The sequence below is a fragment of the Enterococcus malodoratus genome, assembly GCF_027659535.1.
Classification (GTDB): Bacteria; Bacillota; Bacilli; order Lactobacillales; family Enterococcaceae; genus Enterococcus_A; species Enterococcus_A malodoratus.
In genome coordinates this window covers 35898-55133 of record NZ_JAQDPG010000015.1, presented here as the reverse complement: position 1 = coordinate 55133, position 19236 = coordinate 35898, and the positions used below count along the sequence as shown (strand labels likewise).

The window sequence follows — 19236 nt, the reverse complement described above, 5'->3', positions numbered from 1 at the left end:
AGAATAAAAATGAAAACTCTTTAAGAAATGCTGGGACAGGCTCTCCTTTTTCCCTTATAATGGTACCCATAATACATTTTTCTACTATTACTTTTCGCAAAAATAAACCGATATTTTTCTTGATGAAAGCAGGTGACTCTATGGTTCAGTTAAGCGAAGATATTTTACATAAAGTGATTAAGAAGCGACCGGAAATTTCTCATAAAGGAACCTTCGGACGAGTTGTTTTGATCGGCGGCAATCAGCAATACGGCGGTGCGATCATTATGAGTGCCGAAGCATGTATCAAAAGCGGTGCCGGACTTACCACCGTCATTACGGCTGAAAAAAATCATAGCGCGCTTCATGCTCGTTTACCAGAGGCGATGGTTTTGGCCTTTTGGGAGACCACGATGATCTACCAAGTATTGGAACAAGCGGACGTTATTTTGATTGGTCCAGGACTTGGTTTGGATAAAACCGCAATCACGCTCTTAAAAGGCGTTTTAAAAACCCAAAAAGCGCAGCAATGGTTAGTAATCGACGGTTCAGCTATCTCGCTCTTCAGCGAGTACAACCTGTCTTTGAAATTCCCCTCTCAGACAGTCTTCACTCCTCACCAAGCTGAGTGGGAAAGACTGAGCGGCTTATCTTTTCTTGAACAGACCGATGAAAATAATCGTGCCCAGCAAGCACTCATAGGAGCAAAAATTGTATTGAAAAGCCATCGTACAACGATTTATGACGATGCTGTCTCCTATTATCAAAATCCGTTGGGCAACCCCGGCATGGCGACAGGCGGTATGGGCGACACCTTAGCGGGAATGATTACTGGATTTTTAGCACAATTTGAAAAAGGAATTGATACGATTGGCGCTGCTGTCTATCTTCACAGCCAGATCGGTGACGACCTATCAGAAAAGAATTATGTTGTCTTGCCGACTACGATCAGCGAGGCCCTGCCCCGCTATATGAAAAAATACGCAATCGAAAGGAAATAATTATGGAAAAATATCCCGGCTATTTGCGCAAGCCTTTTTATTATGAAACCGATAAGATGGGCATCATTCATCACTCCAATTACATTCGCTGGTTTGAAGAATCCCGAGTTGACGCGTTGAGTTTCATGGAATGGCCCTTTGAAAAAATCGAGGCAGACGGTATCATGATCCCCGTATTAGGAGTCACCTGTGAGTACAAAGAAATGGTCCGCTTCGGTGATGAAGTCTTGATTAAGCCCATCGTCACCAAATATACTGGCACTCGCTTAGATTTTGAATATTTGGTTTATAATGGAGAAAAATTGGTGACTACTGGAACCAGCCAGCACTGCTTCATGTCCTATGAAACGAATCGTCTAGTGCAGTTGAGAAAAACACATCCTGCCCTGCATGAATTATTTTTGGACTATTATGAAACCACAAAATCAGAACAATAAAGAAATAGCCGCTGGCAATTGCCAACGGCTATTTCTTTATTAACTAAGTTTTTTTATTATGCTGAAATGCTTTCTCCAGCTGTTTCTTCTGCAGCGCCTGATTCTTCATCAACCAATTTTTTATCATATGCACGAGCAAATGGCAGATAAATTGCGAATGCTGCAGCCGCACAGATAATTGCGACCAATGCCGCTTTCCAGTCACCACCGGTACTAATGAAGGCCCCGACACCAACTGGTGAAGGCCAAGGCATGTTCGCGATTACTGGACGAATCAATTCTAATTGAATCGCGAAGTAAGCAATGGATGCTGAAACCATTGGTGCTAAGAAGAACGGAATTGCCATAAACGGATTGTAAATCAATGGAATACCGAAGATTAACGGTTCATTGATATTGAACAAACATGGAACAATCGCTGCTTTACCTAATACTTTCAACTGTTCTGATTTAGCCATGTAAACTAGGAAGATACATAGACCTAAAGTTGCACCAGAGCCGCCGATCGTTACAAAGGCATTTTGGAATTCACCAGCCAACGGAATGTGTGCACCATCAGCATTTAAAGCTAAGTTACCTAGAGTAATCGGAGCGATCAAGGAAGAAATGATATTGGCACCGTGAATACCCACGATCCACAAAGCATGGATCAAGAAGTAGATGACCATAACCCCGATCCAACTACTAGTCAGATTCGTTACGAAACCAAATGGAATAGCGATCAATTGGAAAATATCAGTATTGAAGAATACTAATACGCCAGTAATAATTAAAATGACAAAAGCAACAACAAATGCAGGAATTAATGCTGTAAAGGCTCTAGAAACACCTTCAGGAACTTGTTCTGGCATTCTGATAACCCAATTTTTTGATACACATAAACGATAAAGCTGAACGGCAATAACTGCCATGATAATACCCGTAAAGATACCAACTGTTCCTAGACGAGAAACACCGTCGCCGCCAATTGCCCAGCCATTGATGATGTTTTCTTTAGCATCAGTCAAACGAACCACTGTTCCGTTATCCAATACTAATTGAGGAATTGAAAGGAAGAATGCAAACATCGCTAATAACGCACCTGTAATCGGCGCCATGTTCAATTCATCTTCTTCAGCAATGATTTTTGTATATTCATACCCTAAACCAACACAAAAGTATAATGCCAAAATCCCCATCGTAGTACTGTTGGCTAACATATAAAGGTCACTGAATTTGAAAAATGTTGCATTGAAGATGTCTTCTAGAAACGGAAAGGTCATCGGTAAAATATTGAATACTAAGAACATCGAACCAACGATCGTAAACGGAATTGCGCCCATACCAGCACCCATGATCGCCCGCACTACTTTTAGTGATGCGTTTTTTCCCATAGGGCCCATCAAGTTTTTCTCTAAGAAAGCAAATACTTTATTATTTGATCCGTCCATTTTTTAATCACCCTTTATCAATTATTTAGTTTACTAAATTCTGTAATATACGTTGCATGCTTATCTTTTTGACTATAAATGCTGTTAATTCGTTTCAAAATAACGCCTGATAACAAAATGCCGACTAACAGAATGCAACTGACAAACCCTTTGCTCGTTACATTATTTGTGAAAAACGGAAAGACTTGTTCAAACCCTAAATTGGTCAAAACAGACACCATTAAAACAATATTTGTTATCGTTTGAGTTATCTGATACAGTCTGTGCCATTTTAGCTGGTTGCGAACATCATCTGATGGATAGCCGTACAGACGTAAATGCTCTGCAATGGCAGGGACTGAAAGTACAATTAATCCCAGCGGCAATAATGCCCACATACTTTTGCTCATAGCTAAAGAAAGCAACCAATATAAATTAGTAAAGAAAAAAACGGCTAATAAATATCGAAGCAAAAGAAAACGATTAAATCTAAAATTCTTTAGTGCCGTTTCTTTTTTTAATTGACTAACAGTTTCTTTATCCATCCTCTGTTCTCTCCTTGTTCATATTAAGGTAATGATTTTTTTGGCAAAAAATCAGTTTGTTGCTCACGCCGTATATCATTCTGCTTAAGTGCTCGTTCCTAAATTACTCAAAATTTCTGATGTTTTATTCGAACTTTTTTCACTGCGAAAAGCAGAACTGACATCCTTATTCGTGTTAAGGTATTGAATTTCTATTGAGATACTTTTTGATATAACGACAGCATTTCAATTGCGACTTCGCGTAAGGTCATAGTTGTCATTAAATGATCTTGTGCGTGGACCATAATAATTTCCATCTCAATTTTCTCGCCGCTCGCATATTGCTGTAAAAGTTCGGTTTGAGCTTTGTGTGCTTTGATTAGTGAATCATTTGCTTCGTTCAAATGTACCTCGGCTTCTTCATAGTTTCCTTCACGCATACTTTTAAAGCCTTCATGTACAAGAGTTCGGGCATCCCCACTACTCAAAATAATTTCAAATGCTGCTTCTTGTAATTTTTCTGAGTCCATTGTTTTCTCCTTTTATGCTTTTTTTTCAAATTGATCAATAAACGCTTGGATAAAGTTATCAAAAGTATCGCTGAAGGCCAATGCCTTCCTGAAGTTATCATCTTCCATGATTTCTACCAACATTTGACTAACCTTCTCTATCTCAAACTTCCCCAATTTATCTGGTGACAGCAAGAAAACTAACTGAATACTTTGACACTCTTCACTCCAAGCGATGCCATCGGGTACTACTGCTACCGCAACATGCCCCTCTTTGGTCAAGGCCTCAATTGGATGAGGAACAGCCATAAATTCTGAAAATACCACTGAACTATAGGATTCCCTTAGTTTTAGCTGGTTCAAAAAGCTTTCCTGCAAGTCGGTTTCTTCGACTGTTTCGATTTTACCGATCAATTCCTTTAACACGGTTTCTTTGGTTGATTGACCTTCAGCAAAATAAAACAGCTCAGGTTTGAAACTTCGTTTAATTAATTCAACGTTTTCTTCGACCATTTCGGTTTGTTTATTTTCCTTAAACCCTTTGAAATGACCACCCTTATTACTAGATATTTCATGATTGATCTTTTTAATGTCTTCTTTCCCTAAGAAAACACTGACATTAACGATCGGTGCGTTTAAAACGACGTTTCCTAAATTGATTGACGAGATAATCAAGTCGATTTGACTTAAATCTTGTTCGGCTATTTCATAATAACTAATGACCTTTTCAATCAGTATTCTCGTTCCAAATTCTCGTTCCAAACGATTTTTGATCATTTGCGAGCTTCCTAATCCAGTCGCGCAAATAACTAATACATGGGTCTTCTGTTCATTAAAGTAACGTTCGACCGCTGCCGTTATATGAATCGCGAGATAAGCCCACTCACTTTCAGTTACTTGGTACGATTTGAACAATGACATTTTTGAAAAATAGTTGACCGTCAACTCAAACAAATCAGGATACTGGGTCTTGATTTCCGTAAGTAATGGATTTTCAATACTCGAGTTATTTTGGAGCCTCGTTAGCAGCGGAATAAAATGAATCATCAATCCGTCAACTAAGATTGTATCGTGTTCCAAATCAAACGGTGTGTCTTGATCAATAGCCCTCAATGTTTCAATTAACTGTGTGCGTATTTCTTCTTCTGTAGCATCTGCCTTTTTAAAAATCGTCTTGGCCGTAATTTTATTTTTTAAATGAAGTGCGATAAAATCGGCCTCTTCGGAAGAAAACGTAATTCCCATCGCGTTTTCAATTCTTGCTAATATTTTCAGTGCGGTTTGATATTCAATCGAACGTTCATCAAAGGTCATCGGTGCTTGGATATCCATCAAAAAACCATTCTGTATTCGTTTGATCGCCAAACCGATGTGGAGTACTAAATTATAAACGATGAAATCGGAAAGCTTTAATTGCGATTCACGACACTCATCTAAAACAATAATGACAATTTCCTCTACACTGATGCCTTCTAACAGGTTGGCATACATTGAGAAAGCAAATAAATTGTCATGCAAACGTTCCATAAAGAAATAGTTCATAATAAAATGACGAATATTCTGTTCATTTCCTACTATGAAAATTCCTTTATTACTTTTGCTCTGAAGTTCGATTTGGTAAGGAGCGATCAGTTTTTTTACTTCAACTAGATCGTTTGATATGGTTGAGCGAGAAACGAACAGTTCGTCGGCAATCGAATCCACATAAACTTCACTCTGCTCAAAAAACAAGCGGTTTAAAATATAGTACTGTCGATCATTTGACTCTTGAATCGTCGTGATATCCTTTGAAGTTGATTGATCCTTAACCTCTTCAAGATAGAACTCATCAAATTTTTTTGCGTCCTCAACTTTCAACTGGTACCCATTTCCTTGTTTTGCTTCAATAGTGGCGATTGATTCTTTCTTTAAAGCATCTTCCAGCAGATGAAGATATTTTCTAGCTGTTCGATTGGAAACATCAATTCCTGAAGCAATCTCTTGGCTCGTTAAATACGTGTGTTTATGATCAAAAAGAAGTTTTAGGATTTGTGTTTCTCGTTTGCTCAACATAGTTATCAATCCTTACTCAATATTTTCAAGAATCACTTTAGATAATTTATCAATACCCATCGGAATCGGTACATATGCTTGTGGTGGAATGTTAACAATTGGTTTATTGTATTTCTTCGCACTCTTCTCTAAGCTGTCAAAATACATTTTGGTTTGCGGGCTGACTAGGTATAAATCATACTCGTCTTTCGCGATTGTATTTGCTCCTTGAGACTGAGAAGTTGCATCTACTTGGATCTCCTTACCATTTCCTTGTAAACTTTCTGTTGTTTTTTTAGCAATTACTGATGATGACATTCCTCCGGCACAGATAATTAATGCTTTTTTCATCGTTTGTTCCTCCCTATTCGTTTTATTTTTTTATCCTTCTAATCTAAGTTTAACGTAATTTAAAATTGTATCGAGTTCGTTTTTTTTATAAAATTTCACCATTTGAGGCAATAACTTGTTTAAACCAATCAAATGAATCTTTTTTACTGCGTTCTAAGGTGCCATTTCCTTCGTTATCTCGATCGACATAAATGAAGCCGTAACGTTTTTTCATCTCGCCGGTTCCAGCTGAAATCAAGTCGATACAACCCCAAGGTGTATAGCCCATCAGATCCACACCATCCTCTACAACGGCCTTCTTCATTTCGTTGATATGGTCGCGGAAATAGTCGATTCGATAAGTATCATGAACACTGCCGTCTGCTTCTTTTTCATCGATTGCACCAAAGCCGTTTTCGACGATAAATAATGGCAAGCGATAATGGTCAGTGAACCAATTCAATGCATAACGCAAACCTTCAGGATCGATCTGCCAGCCCCAATCTGAGATACCGATGTATTCATTTCGCACAAAGTCTTCTTGTTCATGGTAATCGTAGTAAATATTGTCCTCTTTATGTGTGATTGCAAAGGACATGTAATAACTAAAACCAATATAATCGACTGTTCCTTTTTCTAATTCTGCTAAATCTTCAGATGTTATATCTAAATCATAACCTTTTCTAGCAAAGTATGTCATCATATAACCCGGATAAGTGCCATGCACATGAACATCTGTGAAATAATAACGTTTTTCCATGGCCTTTTGCGCCATCAAGACATCTGATGGTTTGCACGTCGCTGGATAGATTGGACACATAGCGATCATACAGCCAATTTCAAAATCTGGATTGATCGCTTTTCCGATCTGAACTGCTTTAGCACTAGCCACTAACTCATAATGGGCTGCCTGGTACATGATCTGCTCGCGATCGTCCCCTTCTTTGTAGGCGATCCCTGAATTCGTAAATGGGAAAAATTGATCATTGTAATTGGCCTGGTTATTGATCTCGTTAAAGGTCATCCAATATTTGACTTTGTCTTTGTAGCGCGTAAAACAAACTTCCGCAAACTTAACAAAAAAATCAATTACCTTACGATTGGCAAATCCGCCATACTCGGTTACTAAATGATACGGCAATTCAAAATGAGAAAGTGTGACCACTGGTTCGATACCATACTTCAGACATTCGTCAAATAGATCATCATAAAATTTTAAGCCGGCTTCATTAGGAACTTCTTCATCACCTTTAGGGAAAATTCTCGTCCAAGCAATTGATGTTCGAAAACATTTAAAACCCATTTCAGCAAAAAGCGCGATGTCTTCTTTGTAGCGATGATAAAAATCGATTCCCTCGTGATTTGGGTAATACTCTCCTTCAAGAACACCCTCAGTGATCCTTCGTGAAATACCCGGACCACCAACTGTCATCACGTCTGCAACACTCGTTCCTTTACCATCTTCCTGCCAAGCTCCCTCAAGCTGATGCGCAGCTACTGCACCTCCCCACAAAAAGTCTTTAGGAAATCCTGCCATAAATTTACCATCCTTTCTTTTTCTATCTTCATCATACGAGATAGCGTTTACATTTAGAACACAGACAATTACCACAACGTTGTGGCAATTTATTGGTTCCTCTATTTTATATAGAAGAAAGGTGCCCCGATTGCGAAAATTGCACAGCAAAAAAACATCTAAGGCAGCGTGTCAAACTACCTTAGATGTTGCTATGCAGAAGCTTTCAAGACAAAAAAAGCTAGCAACAACGGCTGCTAGCTCATATAATTATTTATATTTTTTCTTCAAATACAAGTAGAATGGAATTCCCAGTGCAGTGATTACGATACCCACCATTGCTAATTGGAATTGGTTGATCAATGTCATCACTAAGATGAATACACCACCAATGATTGCGATGATTGGAATAATTGGGTAAAGCGGCACTTTGTAAGGACGAACCAAATCTGGTTCTGTTTTTCTTAATTTAATAACCGCGATAAATACTAACGTATAGAAGATCCAGATAACGAATACTAACATATCTGTTAACATATCGAATCCGCCGACCATCATCATACCAATAGCGATCACTAATTCTAAGATACCAGCGATATAAGGGATTTGGTTTTTGTTTAATTTTACTAGCTTGTCAGAGAATGGTAATTGTTTTTCAAGCCCCATTGTGTAAGGAAGACGCATACCAGTCATTGTATAGCCATTGATTGTTCCATATACAGAGATTAGAATACCGATTGTTACTAATTTACCGCCCATGCCGCCAAAGATTTTTCCAGCAACATCCATTGCAGCATTTTCGTTTCCTGCTAATGCAGAGATATCTAATGTGCGCAAGAAAGCAAATTGAACTAATAAATACACAGCCATGATTCCTAAGATCCCGCCAGCGATGGCACGAGGCAAGTCGCGTGCTGGATTTTTCAATTCTCCAGCGATATTCCCAACGTGGATCCAGCCATCATAAGCGAACATTGTTGCTAATAGACCAGCACCTAATGCTGAAGCAAATCCGCCAACTTGTGTACCAGCTTGGACTGGGAACAAACTAACAGATACATCGCCTTGACGGATTAAACCGAAAATAACGATTAATGCTAAAGGAACTAATTTACAGACTAAAGTGATTGATTGGAACATTCCGCCGGCCTTTGAGCCTAGGAAGTTGATTAACATGATTGATGCTGCTGCTACGATCGCGATTGGGATAATCGCTGCATCGCTCATACCGAATAAGTTCTTGAACTGAGTGGCAAAAATAATTGCTAAAGCGGCGACGTTTGCTGGGAAGTAAATAACTACTTGTGCCCAACCAAGTAAGAAACTCCAAAATTCTCCGTAAGCGCGTTCGATATAGCGTAACATACCACCAGTTTCTGGAATTGCTGCTGCTAATTCCGCACCAGTAAGACCCGCACAGACACTGATCAAACCACCTAAAAACCAAGAGAGCATGTGTAAGCTGGTCGATCCTGTTACTGCAGCGACACTTGCTGCTTTAAAGAAGACCCCTGCACCAATTACAGTACCCATTACTGTCGAAAGGGCCGGGAAAAACGTCATTGTTCGTTTCAGTTCACCTTCATTTGAACCGACAACATCATGTTCGTTGACTGCCATAATTTTTCCTCCTTGTTGTGAAGCGACCGTTTGTTCACTTCTTAACTTGACTTGCAAAACAAATAATTGAAGTTATTAGATAAAAGAAATAGAACAAAAAATTGCGATATAACAACTATTTAGTAACTTCACCTATTTGCTCGGACATTATTTTAACATGGAGAAAGAAAAAGGGAAACGTTATTTTAAACATTTCCTTTTTTCTTATTTCCTCCTCATGTTACGTTAAGAAATACTTCTAATTTTATGAATTAACTTTCCCAAAAGAGACTTTAGTTTCGATTCCTTCTGCCTTAAATTTTGCTGATAATCTTTCTAACATTTCGTCAGTCATTTTATCTAAATCAAAACTTGGACTGAAGTCCCATTCTTTGCGAGCATCGCTGTCATCAATTGAGTTTGGCCAAGAATTTGCAATTCCTTGACGTGCAGGATCCACGTCATAACTCAATTTGAAATCAGGAATACGGCGACGAATAGATGCAGCAATTTGTTCTGGTTCAAAAGACATTGCAGTGATATTGAATGAATTGCGGTGTTCTAAACGACTAGCATCCGCGTTCATTAATTTCACGATTCCTTCGATTGCATCATCCATATACATCATATCCATGTAAGTTCCTTTTTCGATGAATGAGGTATAAGATTTGTTTTTCAATGCTTCGTAATAAATGTCTACAGCGTAATCTGTTGTACCGCCGCCAGGTTCTACTTTATATGAGATCAAGCCTGGGAAACGTACGGAACGAGTGTCTACACCATATTTTGTATGGTAGTAATTTTCCAATAATTCACCAGAAACTTTAGTTACACCATACATGGTAGTTGGGTGCATCACTGTATCTTGCGGTGTGTTGTCTGGTTCTGCATCTGGTCCATAGGCTGCGATAGAAGATGGAGCAAAGAATTTAGTTTCAGGTCCAATTTCACGTGCTACTTCTAGAGCGTTCATTAAACCAGTCATATTCAAGTTCCAAGCAAATGCTGGACGTTTTTCAGCTGTAGCAGAAAGCAATGCAGCTAAATGAATGACAGTATCAACTTCGTAACGTTTAGCAATATCTAAGAATTGATCGTAGTTTGTTACATCTAATTCTTCAAATTGTCCATTTTCAACAACTGGACTGCCTTCAATCGTACGAATATCGGTAGAGATAACATTTTTAACACCTAGATCTTTACGTAATCTCTCAGTTAATTCAGATCCAATTTGTCCTAATGATCCTGTAATCAATACTTTTTTCATGATTTTGTCGTCCTCTCTCTGTTCCTCTTTTTTTATTTGATGATTCCTAATTCTTTACCGACTGTTTCATAAACCTTGATTGCATCGTCTAGCATTTCTTTTGTATGACCAGCATTTGGCATGTTACGTACACGGCCAGTTCCTAATGGTACTGTTGGGAAAACAATTGGTTTCACGTAAACGCCGTTTTCAATCAATTTTTTAGAGAATTCTTGTGCTAATCTTTCATCACCAACAATAACTGGTGTGATTGGTGTTTCAGCATGACCGATATCATAACCGATACGTTTTAATTCAGCCTTGAAGTAATTTGCGTTGTTCCAAAGTTTTTCAACATATTCAGGATGATTTTCAATCAAATCAATTGCTTCGATACAAGCTCCAGCTGCCCCAGGTGTTAATGAAGTTGAGAACAAGAATGGACGAGCTTGAGATTTCAACCATGTAATCAGTTGTTTTGTACCTGCTACATAACCGCCGACAACACCGATACCTTTTGATAAAGTACCCATTTGGAAATCAATATGATCTTGCATACCAAAATGTTTAACTGTTCCGCGGCCTTTACCCATTACACCAGTTCCATGAGCGTCATCCACGTAAGTGATAACATTGTATTTTTCACAAATTTCAACGATTTCAGGAATTTTAGCAACGTCGCCGTCCATTGAGAACACACCGTCTGTAATGTACATTACTTTGTTGTATTCGCCACTTTCAGTTGCTGCTTTTGCTTTAGCTTCCAAATCTTCCATATCTTGGTGGTTTATACGAATAATTTTCGCACCGGATAAACGGCAGCCATCAATAATAGAAGCGTGGTTTAATTCATCTGAAAGAATTGCATCGCCTTTTTTCATTACAGCTGAAATGGCACCCATGTTACAGTTGAAACCTGATTGGAATGCAATTGCTGCTTCAGTTCCTTTGAACTCAGCGATTTTTTCTTCTAATTTTTGGTGAATGTCTAATGTTCCATTGATTGTACGAACCGCACCAGCACCAGCACCGTAATGTTTCGTTGCTGCCACGTCTGCTTCAATCAATTCTGGGCGAGTAGCAAATCCTAAGTAGTTATTAGAAGCTAAGTTGATCATTTTCTTATCATTAACTGTGATGATAGGACCATTGCTTCCTTCCAAAACGTCAATTGTGTTGAACAACCCTTTTTCTTTTAAATCTGCCAAGTTCGTTTCTAGAAATTGGTCAAGAACCTTTGAACTCATAACTATTCCCTCCATACTGATTATTGCGCAATTAAGGCTGTTATTTTTCTGCTTTTAAAAAGTGAATAGCATACTTATTTTTTTGCGCTTTTGTATTTTACATGCTTAGTTTATCCACATTTGACAACGTTTACAACTTATAACCTCGACAATTCCTTGAATTATAATAGAAGTTAGAATCTTTCTAATCGATTTTATTTAATAATTGATTATTTACTTTTTGGGTTAAATTTACGGAAACTATTTATCCAAATTTAGCGTTGAAATTTAAAGTATGCGCTTTCACAAAGACTGATGATAAAAGAATAAAAAAACTTTTGATTCTATAAAAACAGTTATCTGACAGCCCTGCTAACATCAAACCATAAGATCTTTTACTCACAATGGATAATTCTTTGTATCTGTGTGGAACAAAATAGAGAATTTAAATAGGGAAATAAAATTCTAATCATTTTCAAATAAAAAGCGTTATCATTTTCATATAAATCTACAATTTCATTTTTTTTACTCGATTTTTATAAAAAAGGAGCGAATTTCTATAAAAAAAAGAAGAGTCGTTCCTCAAAAAAAAATTATCTGTTCCGATCCATCTTTTTCTTCGATAACTTCCCTCCTGATTTTTAAGCGTTTTCTTTTTGCCGTTTTTTTATTGTCCTCATGTTGATTTTAGGAATAACAAAAAGGATGCACCAATAGAATTGGTACACCCTCCTATAATTTGCTATTATGCTCTTCTTTTTCTAAAGATTAATCCAACCGATCCAATAACTATTGTACCTACTATCATTAGAATAGTAGTCATCGTCGTTTTCTCACCGGTTCGTGGTAAAAGTTTATTGCTGCTTTCTTGTTTTGTATTTGGTAAAGTTCCTGTTCTCGTATAGGTATTGGTACCGACATGAGCTGTGCTCGTTTGTCCGCCAGCAGTGTTGCCGCCTGCTTCAGAGCCGCCACCAGTTCCTTGGTTATTCTCCTTTACATATACGTAAGTAATTATCTGCTCTTTAGCTTGATAATTTCCTTTCACGTTTTTCGGTGTTTCTTTCAACTTCCAGCCATCAATTGTCTTCGCTTCAGTTTCATATGCGTCGCCAATTTTTCCAACTTTCTGTTCAGCTGGGGCCAACTCATTTCCTGATTCGTCCACGTAACGTATAGTAATTGTTCCTTTATTGCTATAAATATAAGTAACGACTTGTGGTTCAGAAGTATATTTACCTGTTGGGTTGCCTAAAACTTCCTTAAATCGATAGTCTTTAAACTCTTTCTTTGCAGTCTCATATTCCGTACCTACATCACCGCTCATCGTGATCGATTTAGCTAATGATTCCCCAGAATCACTGATATAATTTACGATCACATTGCCCGACACTTTACGATAGACTACGGTAATTTCTTGCGTTCCTTCTATATAAGTACCAGTAGTAAAACCTTTGACTTCTTTAATTACATAATTTTCAATTGATTTATTCAACTGGTTTAGCGGGATCAACGTTCCAACAGGTTTTACCTCAGAAAAATCATCCGCTAGTTTTGTTCCCTTTTCGTCTTGATAGTGAATGATTACCTCTCCTGATTTAGCAGGCTCGTCATTCTTCTTGTAAATATAAGTAACTTTAGTGATTCCAGCTATATACTGGCCTGTTTCGGCACCGTTGATTTCTTTAAGGCTGTATCCTTCGATCTCTTTTTTATTCGTAGTATATGTTTCTCCGACCGCATCCATTGATACTTCACTATTTTGGAGTGGATGGCCTGTTTCATCTTGATATTCTACGATCAGAACACCTTTTTCAATGCCAGTCCCTTTCTTCTCATAAATCAACGTGACTTCTTGATCCTGAGTCTGATATTTCCCACTAACATTGCTTGGAATTCCCTTTAGCGCATACTCATCAAAAGATTTCACTTCAGCTGAGTAGTAATCGTCAACATCGCCTGTCAGCTCCACATCTGGACATAAAGGAGTTTGATCTTCTGTTTGATAATGGACGGTAACCTTTCCTTGTTGAGCAGGATTCTTAGTATAAATATAGATCACTTGTGTAATCCCGGCCGCATATTTACCTGCCTCATTACCATTTACTTCTTTAAATGTATAACCGTCAATATTTTTTTGAACGGTCGTATAATCACTGCCGATTTCTCCCATGGAGACCTCATCACCAGCTAAAGGTTTCCCAGACTCATCTTGATACTGAGCTAAGACGATGCCTTTTTCTTTGGCAACTTTTGTATAGATCAACGTGATTTCTTTCGGTTCATCACTGAAAATACCCGTAATCGAATCCCCATCTTTCACCCCAGAAAAAGCATAGTCATCAATTTGCTTGATTTGTGCATGATAGGATTCTCCCAGACTCCCCGTCAAGGTTTCATCTGGACTGATTTGAACCAGCTGCTTGTCTTCATCATAAGTCATATAGTGAACGATGACAGGTTCTGATTTTTTCCAAACGGCATAGAGTGTCTCGTTGCCTTTTGGTATTGTCATCGTTTGTCCAGCTGCCAAATTATCGTCAGGATCCTTGGCATCCTTATCTTTAGACCAGCCTGCAAATTGATAACTTTCCCGCGTAGCCTTCAACTCTGTACCTGCTGGAATCGTTTGGTTCAACTCTTTATAGCCAACTTGATAATAAGTTTCTGGTTGTGTTCCTTCATAATAAATCGTACCCTCATATTTGGAAAGTTCTGTTCCTAAATCAAAGATACCGCCATTACTATCATACTTGATCCAATCAATTTCAACTGAACCAATATCAGCTTTCGCAGTTCTCGGCAAACCGCGTTGATCCTCGTTCACATCTCTCAAATTTTCAACTTGATCATCTGCTAGTTTTTCTGGTGCGATCGGGACCGTTGGTAAAATGATCGCATCGTCAGAAGTTCCCGCCTTGATTTTATTATAGTTTTCCACTAAACTAACAGGTGCTGTACCAAAGGCATCTGCCATTGTCACTGAAGTTGCCGTGCCATTATCATAACCAAGATTGGATTCAATATTACCAGCACCATCGATTTTGGAATCCGCAATATTATTTTTACTAGCGGTACGAGCTTTATTCCCTGCAAATAAATTATTGGCATAGCGGCCAGCAGAAAGGTTCGTAACGTAACCAGAACTACCAATGGCCCCGCCATCATAGGCTGCTGTGTTCTCAACAAAACTATTGTTTATGTAATCAACAACCGCTTTTCTGCCTTCAGTGATGCCGCCATTCGCATAAATTTGAATAGCACCGCCGTTATTTGATGACAAATCTTGCCCTAAAGCTTTATTTTGATAAAAAGTATTATTCTTAAAAGTAGCAGCACTCGAAATATTGTCATTCGTTTGAATTAAGATCGCTCCGCCGTCATCACCGGCAATATTTCCAACAAATGAATTGCCATCAAATAGAATATCTGTGCCGTTTACTGTATTGAAAAAGGCAATGGCTCCGCCGTCAGCCAGTTTGGCCTTGCCGCCGCCAGATACATCTTCTACAGATTTGTTGCCTTCAAAGTAATTATTCTTGAAAGTGAACTTGGCCGAAGCGCTTGGTTGGAAGAAATAGATCGCTCCGCCTTCTCCACCCACATTTCCCGTTCCAGCTTGCAATGTCTCGTTGGCAATAAATTTTGAATTGTATGCTTTAAAATTAGATGAGTACCCTTTACATGCGATCGCACCTCCAGAGTATCCCGATGCGTTATTTACATTATTCGAGAACGTACAATTATTGAGCGTTGTATTCCCCGCTGTATAAAAGGCGCTGCCATCGTCATAAGATCGAAAATTATTAACCTTTGTATTTTCTAAAATGAATTCTCCTTTATAGCCGGAAACAACTAATGCTCGAGCAGAATTACCTAATCCTTCCAAATTGAAATTTTTAAGTTTTAGGATTGAACTTGTTGTTCCCGTCCCACCGCCATAAGAAAATAATTGTTTTCCCGCAGTAGATTGAAGCGCCTTGCCGCCACCATCAACCTCCACTTGATAAGGCGATTCATTTAATGCAATCGTTGCACCAATATCTGTTGGAAAAGAATCTCCCAAAATTACTTTTCGGTCTTCTGGAGCATTTTTCACTGCATCCTGAAGATCAATTATTGTATTCACGGTTACTTCATCCGCAAGAGCTGTTTGCCCTGTTGCTCCAAATAAAAGAGCACCACAAAAAAGACCAAATAAAAGAACAGCGTAATTCCTTTTCATTTTTACCATCTCATTTTCCCCCTCTATAAAAAAACTTTAGTTATTTTATAAACAAGCATTCTTATTCCTTTTTTAACTAAAGAAACTAAATAGGATTATTTCCAACTTACTTATAATCTTGTTTTCTTTCCAAAATTTAATAAAATTCATTTAGGCTATATTTTTTTATTAATTATGAATTATTTATAATCATTATAATTTATAAGTTAACTTACTTCAACTGTTTTTCTAAAAAAATCCTTAAAATATATAAAAGTTTTCCTGTAAGCTGAACTTTTTAGCTTTTATTAGCTGCTATCTTCAACAATAAAAACAAATTTAATTTAGGATTATAAAAAAAGACAAATCAGGCTTAAATCCCTAAATACGAGATTTAAAGCTTGATTTGTCTACAGTTCTTAACTCATCGAAATAATATATGCCTTATGCTTTAATCAATAATTAGACAGTTTAATGACTTACTATATTCAAGTACAACTGTCTTTGCGATTTCTTGATTGATTTTCCCTTCTTCTTCTAGCTGATTGATCAATTTCACAACAGCATCCTTGTCTTTTCTTTCATTTACCTGAATTTTTTGAATCAGATAAAGAGAAAAATAAGCCATGACTAATGGAAAATCGTTAGTCCTGGCTTATTTTTTATCTATCTAAGGTAAATCATTGCCTGCTGCGAAATAGACATCGTACCATTCTTGTTTCGTTAAGGTCACATCGCCGCCTGCTGCACTTTCTTTGATTCGTTTTGGATTCATCGTTCCAAGAATCACCTGCATGTTGGCTGGATGACGTAAAATCCAAGCAGTCGCGATCGCATTTTTATTCGTGTCATATTTTTTAGCTAGCTTAGCCAAAAGTTCATTCAATTCTGGGAATTTTTCATTATCTACAAATACACCTTCGAAAAATCCATATTGGAATGGTGACCACGCTTGAATTGTTACGCCGTTCCGACGAGAAAATTCTAATACGCCGCCATCATGATCGAATGAACGTGTATCGGTCATGTTTGTATGCATCCCGTAATCGATCATCCCTGTGTGCATGATCGAGAATTGCAATTGATTGATCAATAATTTTTGATCCACATGAGATTGCAGCAACTGGAACTGTTCTGGATTGAAGTTTGATACACCAAAGTGACGGACCTTCCCGCTCGCCTGTAAAAGATCAAAGGCCTCCGCGATTTCCTCTGGTTCCATCAATGGATCAGGACGATGCAGCAAATAACTATCTAAATAGTCGATACCCATTCTTTCTAAAATACCATCCACAGAAGCTAATAAATGTTTCTTTGAGAAATCATAGCGTTTATCATCACCAGTTACGATGCCGCCTTTTGATTGAATAAAAAATTTGTCACGAGAGATTTTGGCTTCTTTCAAAGCCGCACCAAAAATCAATTCTGATTTTCCGTCGCCGTACATATCTGCTGAATCAATAAAATTGATCTCATTTTCTAAAGCCGTATCCAAAACCTCTGCTGCCTTAGTTGAAGTTAGCGCTGACATTCGCATGATACCTAAAGCAATTGCTGAAGTTTCCCAATAGCTGTTGCCGATTTTTCGTTGTAACATCGTGTCCATCCTCTCTGATAAAACATTTTTTCTTACCTATAGAAGTATAGACTATTTCGCTGATAAAAAGAATCCCTAGCGCTTAGAATCCAGACTTATCAAGACTAGAAACGGCTGACACTTGACCCAGCTGTCCTTTCTTTCGTATGCTTACTTTTAAAGGAGGGTCCCTATATGTATTCGATGCTGAAAAAAATCATTACTGAAAAAGACATTTATCGTCAGATTTTGCTTTTAGAGCAGCTGCTTAATCATTCACAGTTAACGGCTAAAGAATTAGCGGAAAAAATCGGCACCACCGAACGCACCATTTTTTCTGATTTGCAGTTGATTCGCGACTATCTGCCAGAACAATGGGAATTGGACTCTGACAAAAGCGGTATCCGCTTAATTTCACAGGATAATTCATTTACCAACGATATTTGGGAAGCTTTTCTGCCCCATTCCGTCAGCCTGCAGCTGGTCAAAAAATTATTATTTACAAAAGAACTGAATGTCCCGCGTTTTCTTGACGAAACCGGCGTTTCCTATGAAACACTCAAACGGCAACGGACCAAAATCAATCGTCAAATCCAACCGTTTAAGATTAAAATTCGTTTGACCTCAACACAGGCACACCTAGTTGGAGAAGAAAGCGCCATTCGAATTTTTTTCCATCGACTGCTGCTGCCCTTCACCCACAATAATTATTTTTTTGAGGATTACTCGATCCACGAGGAACATTATTTGCGCTTCTTGACGAAAGAACTCACTGAGGACCTGTTTGCGGATACGGAACAAATTTTTGGAATCTGCTGGTTTTTTATCAATAGTATTCGTATCAAAGCCGGTTGCCCCATTGATGACTTCAGCTTTGAACTAAATGACCCATTATTTGTTCTTTATGCCCCTCTTCTGAAAGAGCTATATGAAAAAGAAGGCGTCTATCTGCAAGATGAAGAAATCTTTTTTGCCTTTTTCTGCTTTTTAGAAAGCTGGAACTACAACAATCCTTTAGGAAAAAAGGTTTCTGACGTATTGAGTGAAGACTATCCGCTCCTGCGGGAAAAAGCACAGCAAACAGTGCAGGAAATCGCTGAAGAGCTGCACTTGGAATCCTTGCTGCAGACAAACTTATCGACAAATTTGTTACTGTTGCTACTAAAATATGCTGAATCACCGGCGCTGTCCAAACAATTTCAGCTAGAGTATCAAGAATTATTGCTGCAACGAAATGAAAAATATGCTGTTTTAGCTGAAAAAAGCACTGCACTTTTTAATAGCCTGCCGCAGTTTTCAACGATTGGAGATACGACATATTTCGTTAATCTCTTTTCCCTTTTAAGTCAGCAGTCGATTTTTTCGATCCAGCCACATACGAAAACAGTTTTCTTCATTTTTCAAAGTGAACCTGCTTGGAAAACATTCTTACAACAGGAACTGGCGGATCTTTTAGGTAAACGCGTCAACTTAGTCTCTCTTGAGGTGTCCCAACTGCGAGCCGAAATTATTCAAACCGGAGATTTGATCCTCTCCAATATTCCGTTGGATTCGGCGCCATTGCCAGTTGTCTATCTATCCACCATTCCAACAAAAAATGAGCTCAGCCAATTGACTGAACTCACTTCCCATTCGTATCTTTAAGTAAA

General features: G+C 38.2%; 14 protein-coding genes. 3 read left to right on the top strand and 11 right to left on the bottom strand.

Translation table 11 applies throughout. The annotated features are described in order from the left end of the window. The first annotated feature begins 140 nt into the window (after positions 1–140). Positions 141–980: an NAD(P)H-hydrate dehydratase gene (locus tag PGP85_RS19475; RefSeq protein WP_270328939.1), complete on the top strand. Its 840-nt coding sequence runs from the start codon at positions 141–143 to the stop codon at positions 978–980. 2 nt (positions 981–982) lie between these two features. Then, complete coding sequence (locus PGP85_RS19470; protein WP_010742920.1) at positions 983–1417, top strand: acyl-CoA thioesterase; 435 nt, start codon at positions 983–985, stop codon at positions 1415–1417. Positions 1418–1473: 56 nt separating this feature from the next. On the opposite strand, the gene celB is transcribed toward PGP85_RS19470, so the two are convergent. The 11 genes from celB to PGP85_RS19415 all read right to left on the bottom strand — a co-directional run bounded on the left by celB (position 1474) and on the right by PGP85_RS19415 (position 17608). After that, the gene (gene celB, locus PGP85_RS19465) at positions 1474–2847 is read right to left on the bottom strand and encodes a PTS cellobiose transporter subunit IIC (protein ID WP_270328938.1); all 1374 of its coding nucleotides are present in this window, start codon (positions 2845–2847) and stop codon (positions 1474–1476) included. A 17-nt stretch (positions 2848–2864) separates the two neighbouring features. Continuing rightward, positions 2865–3371, bottom strand: a complete 507-nt coding sequence (locus PGP85_RS19460) for a hypothetical protein (RefSeq protein ID WP_270328937.1) — start codon at positions 3369–3371, stop codon at positions 2865–2867. Between the two features lie 191 nt (positions 3372–3562). Then, entirely contained in the window at positions 3563–3880 is a 318-nt protein-coding gene (locus tag PGP85_RS19455; protein ID WP_010742917.1) for a PTS cellobiose transporter subunit IIA, read from the bottom strand. A gap of 12 nt (positions 3881–3892) precedes the next feature. Further along, positions 3893–5911 carry a BglG family transcription antiterminator gene (locus tag PGP85_RS19450; RefSeq protein ID WP_251867680.1) on the bottom strand — a complete coding sequence of 673 codons (2019 nt, stop codon included), beginning with the start codon at positions 5909–5911 and terminating at the stop codon, positions 3893–3895. Between the two features lie 12 nt (positions 5912–5923). Then, a complete protein-coding gene (locus tag PGP85_RS19445; protein WP_010742915.1) occupies positions 5924–6241 on the bottom strand; it encodes a PTS cellobiose transporter subunit IIB in 318 nt (105 codons plus the stop codon). Positions 6242–6326: 85 nt separating this feature from the next. After that, positions 6327–7757, bottom strand: a complete 1431-nt coding sequence (locus PGP85_RS19440) for a 6-phospho-beta-glucosidase (RefSeq protein WP_090406642.1) — start codon at positions 7755–7757, stop codon at positions 6327–6329. 249 nt (positions 7758–8006) lie between these two features. Beyond that, the gene (locus PGP85_RS19435; RefSeq protein ID WP_010742913.1) at positions 8007–9356 is read right to left on the bottom strand and encodes an APC family permease; all 1350 of its coding nucleotides are present in this window, start codon (positions 9354–9356) and stop codon (positions 8007–8009) included. A 244-nt stretch (positions 9357–9600) separates the two neighbouring features. Beyond that, the gene (locus tag PGP85_RS19430; protein ID WP_010742912.1) at positions 9601–10602 is read right to left on the bottom strand and encodes an NAD-dependent epimerase/dehydratase family protein; all 1002 of its coding nucleotides are present in this window, start codon (positions 10600–10602) and stop codon (positions 9601–9603) included. A gap of 32 nt (positions 10603–10634) precedes the next feature. Continuing rightward, the gene (locus PGP85_RS19425) at positions 10635–11828 is read right to left on the bottom strand and encodes a glycine C-acetyltransferase (RefSeq protein ID WP_270328935.1); all 1194 of its coding nucleotides are present in this window, start codon (positions 11826–11828) and stop codon (positions 10635–10637) included. A 724-nt stretch (positions 11829–12552) separates the two neighbouring features. Continuing rightward, positions 12553–16041, bottom strand: coding sequence for a MucBP domain-containing protein (locus PGP85_RS19420; protein ID WP_270328934.1), 3489 nt, complete (start codon positions 16039–16041; stop codon positions 12553–12555). A 640-nt stretch (positions 16042–16681) separates the two neighbouring features. Further along, complete coding sequence (locus tag PGP85_RS19415) at positions 16682–17608, bottom strand: aldo/keto reductase (RefSeq protein WP_090409218.1); 927 nt, start codon at positions 17606–17608, stop codon at positions 16682–16684. Between the two features lie 174 nt (positions 17609–17782). Here PGP85_RS19415 and PGP85_RS19410 point away from each other — a divergent pair, with 174 nt between their 5' ends. Next, positions 17783–19231 carry a helix-turn-helix domain-containing protein gene (locus PGP85_RS19410; protein ID WP_270328933.1) on the top strand — a complete coding sequence of 483 codons (1449 nt, stop codon included), beginning with the start codon at positions 17783–17785 and terminating at the stop codon, positions 19229–19231. Positions 19232–19236: the final 5 nt, after the last annotated feature.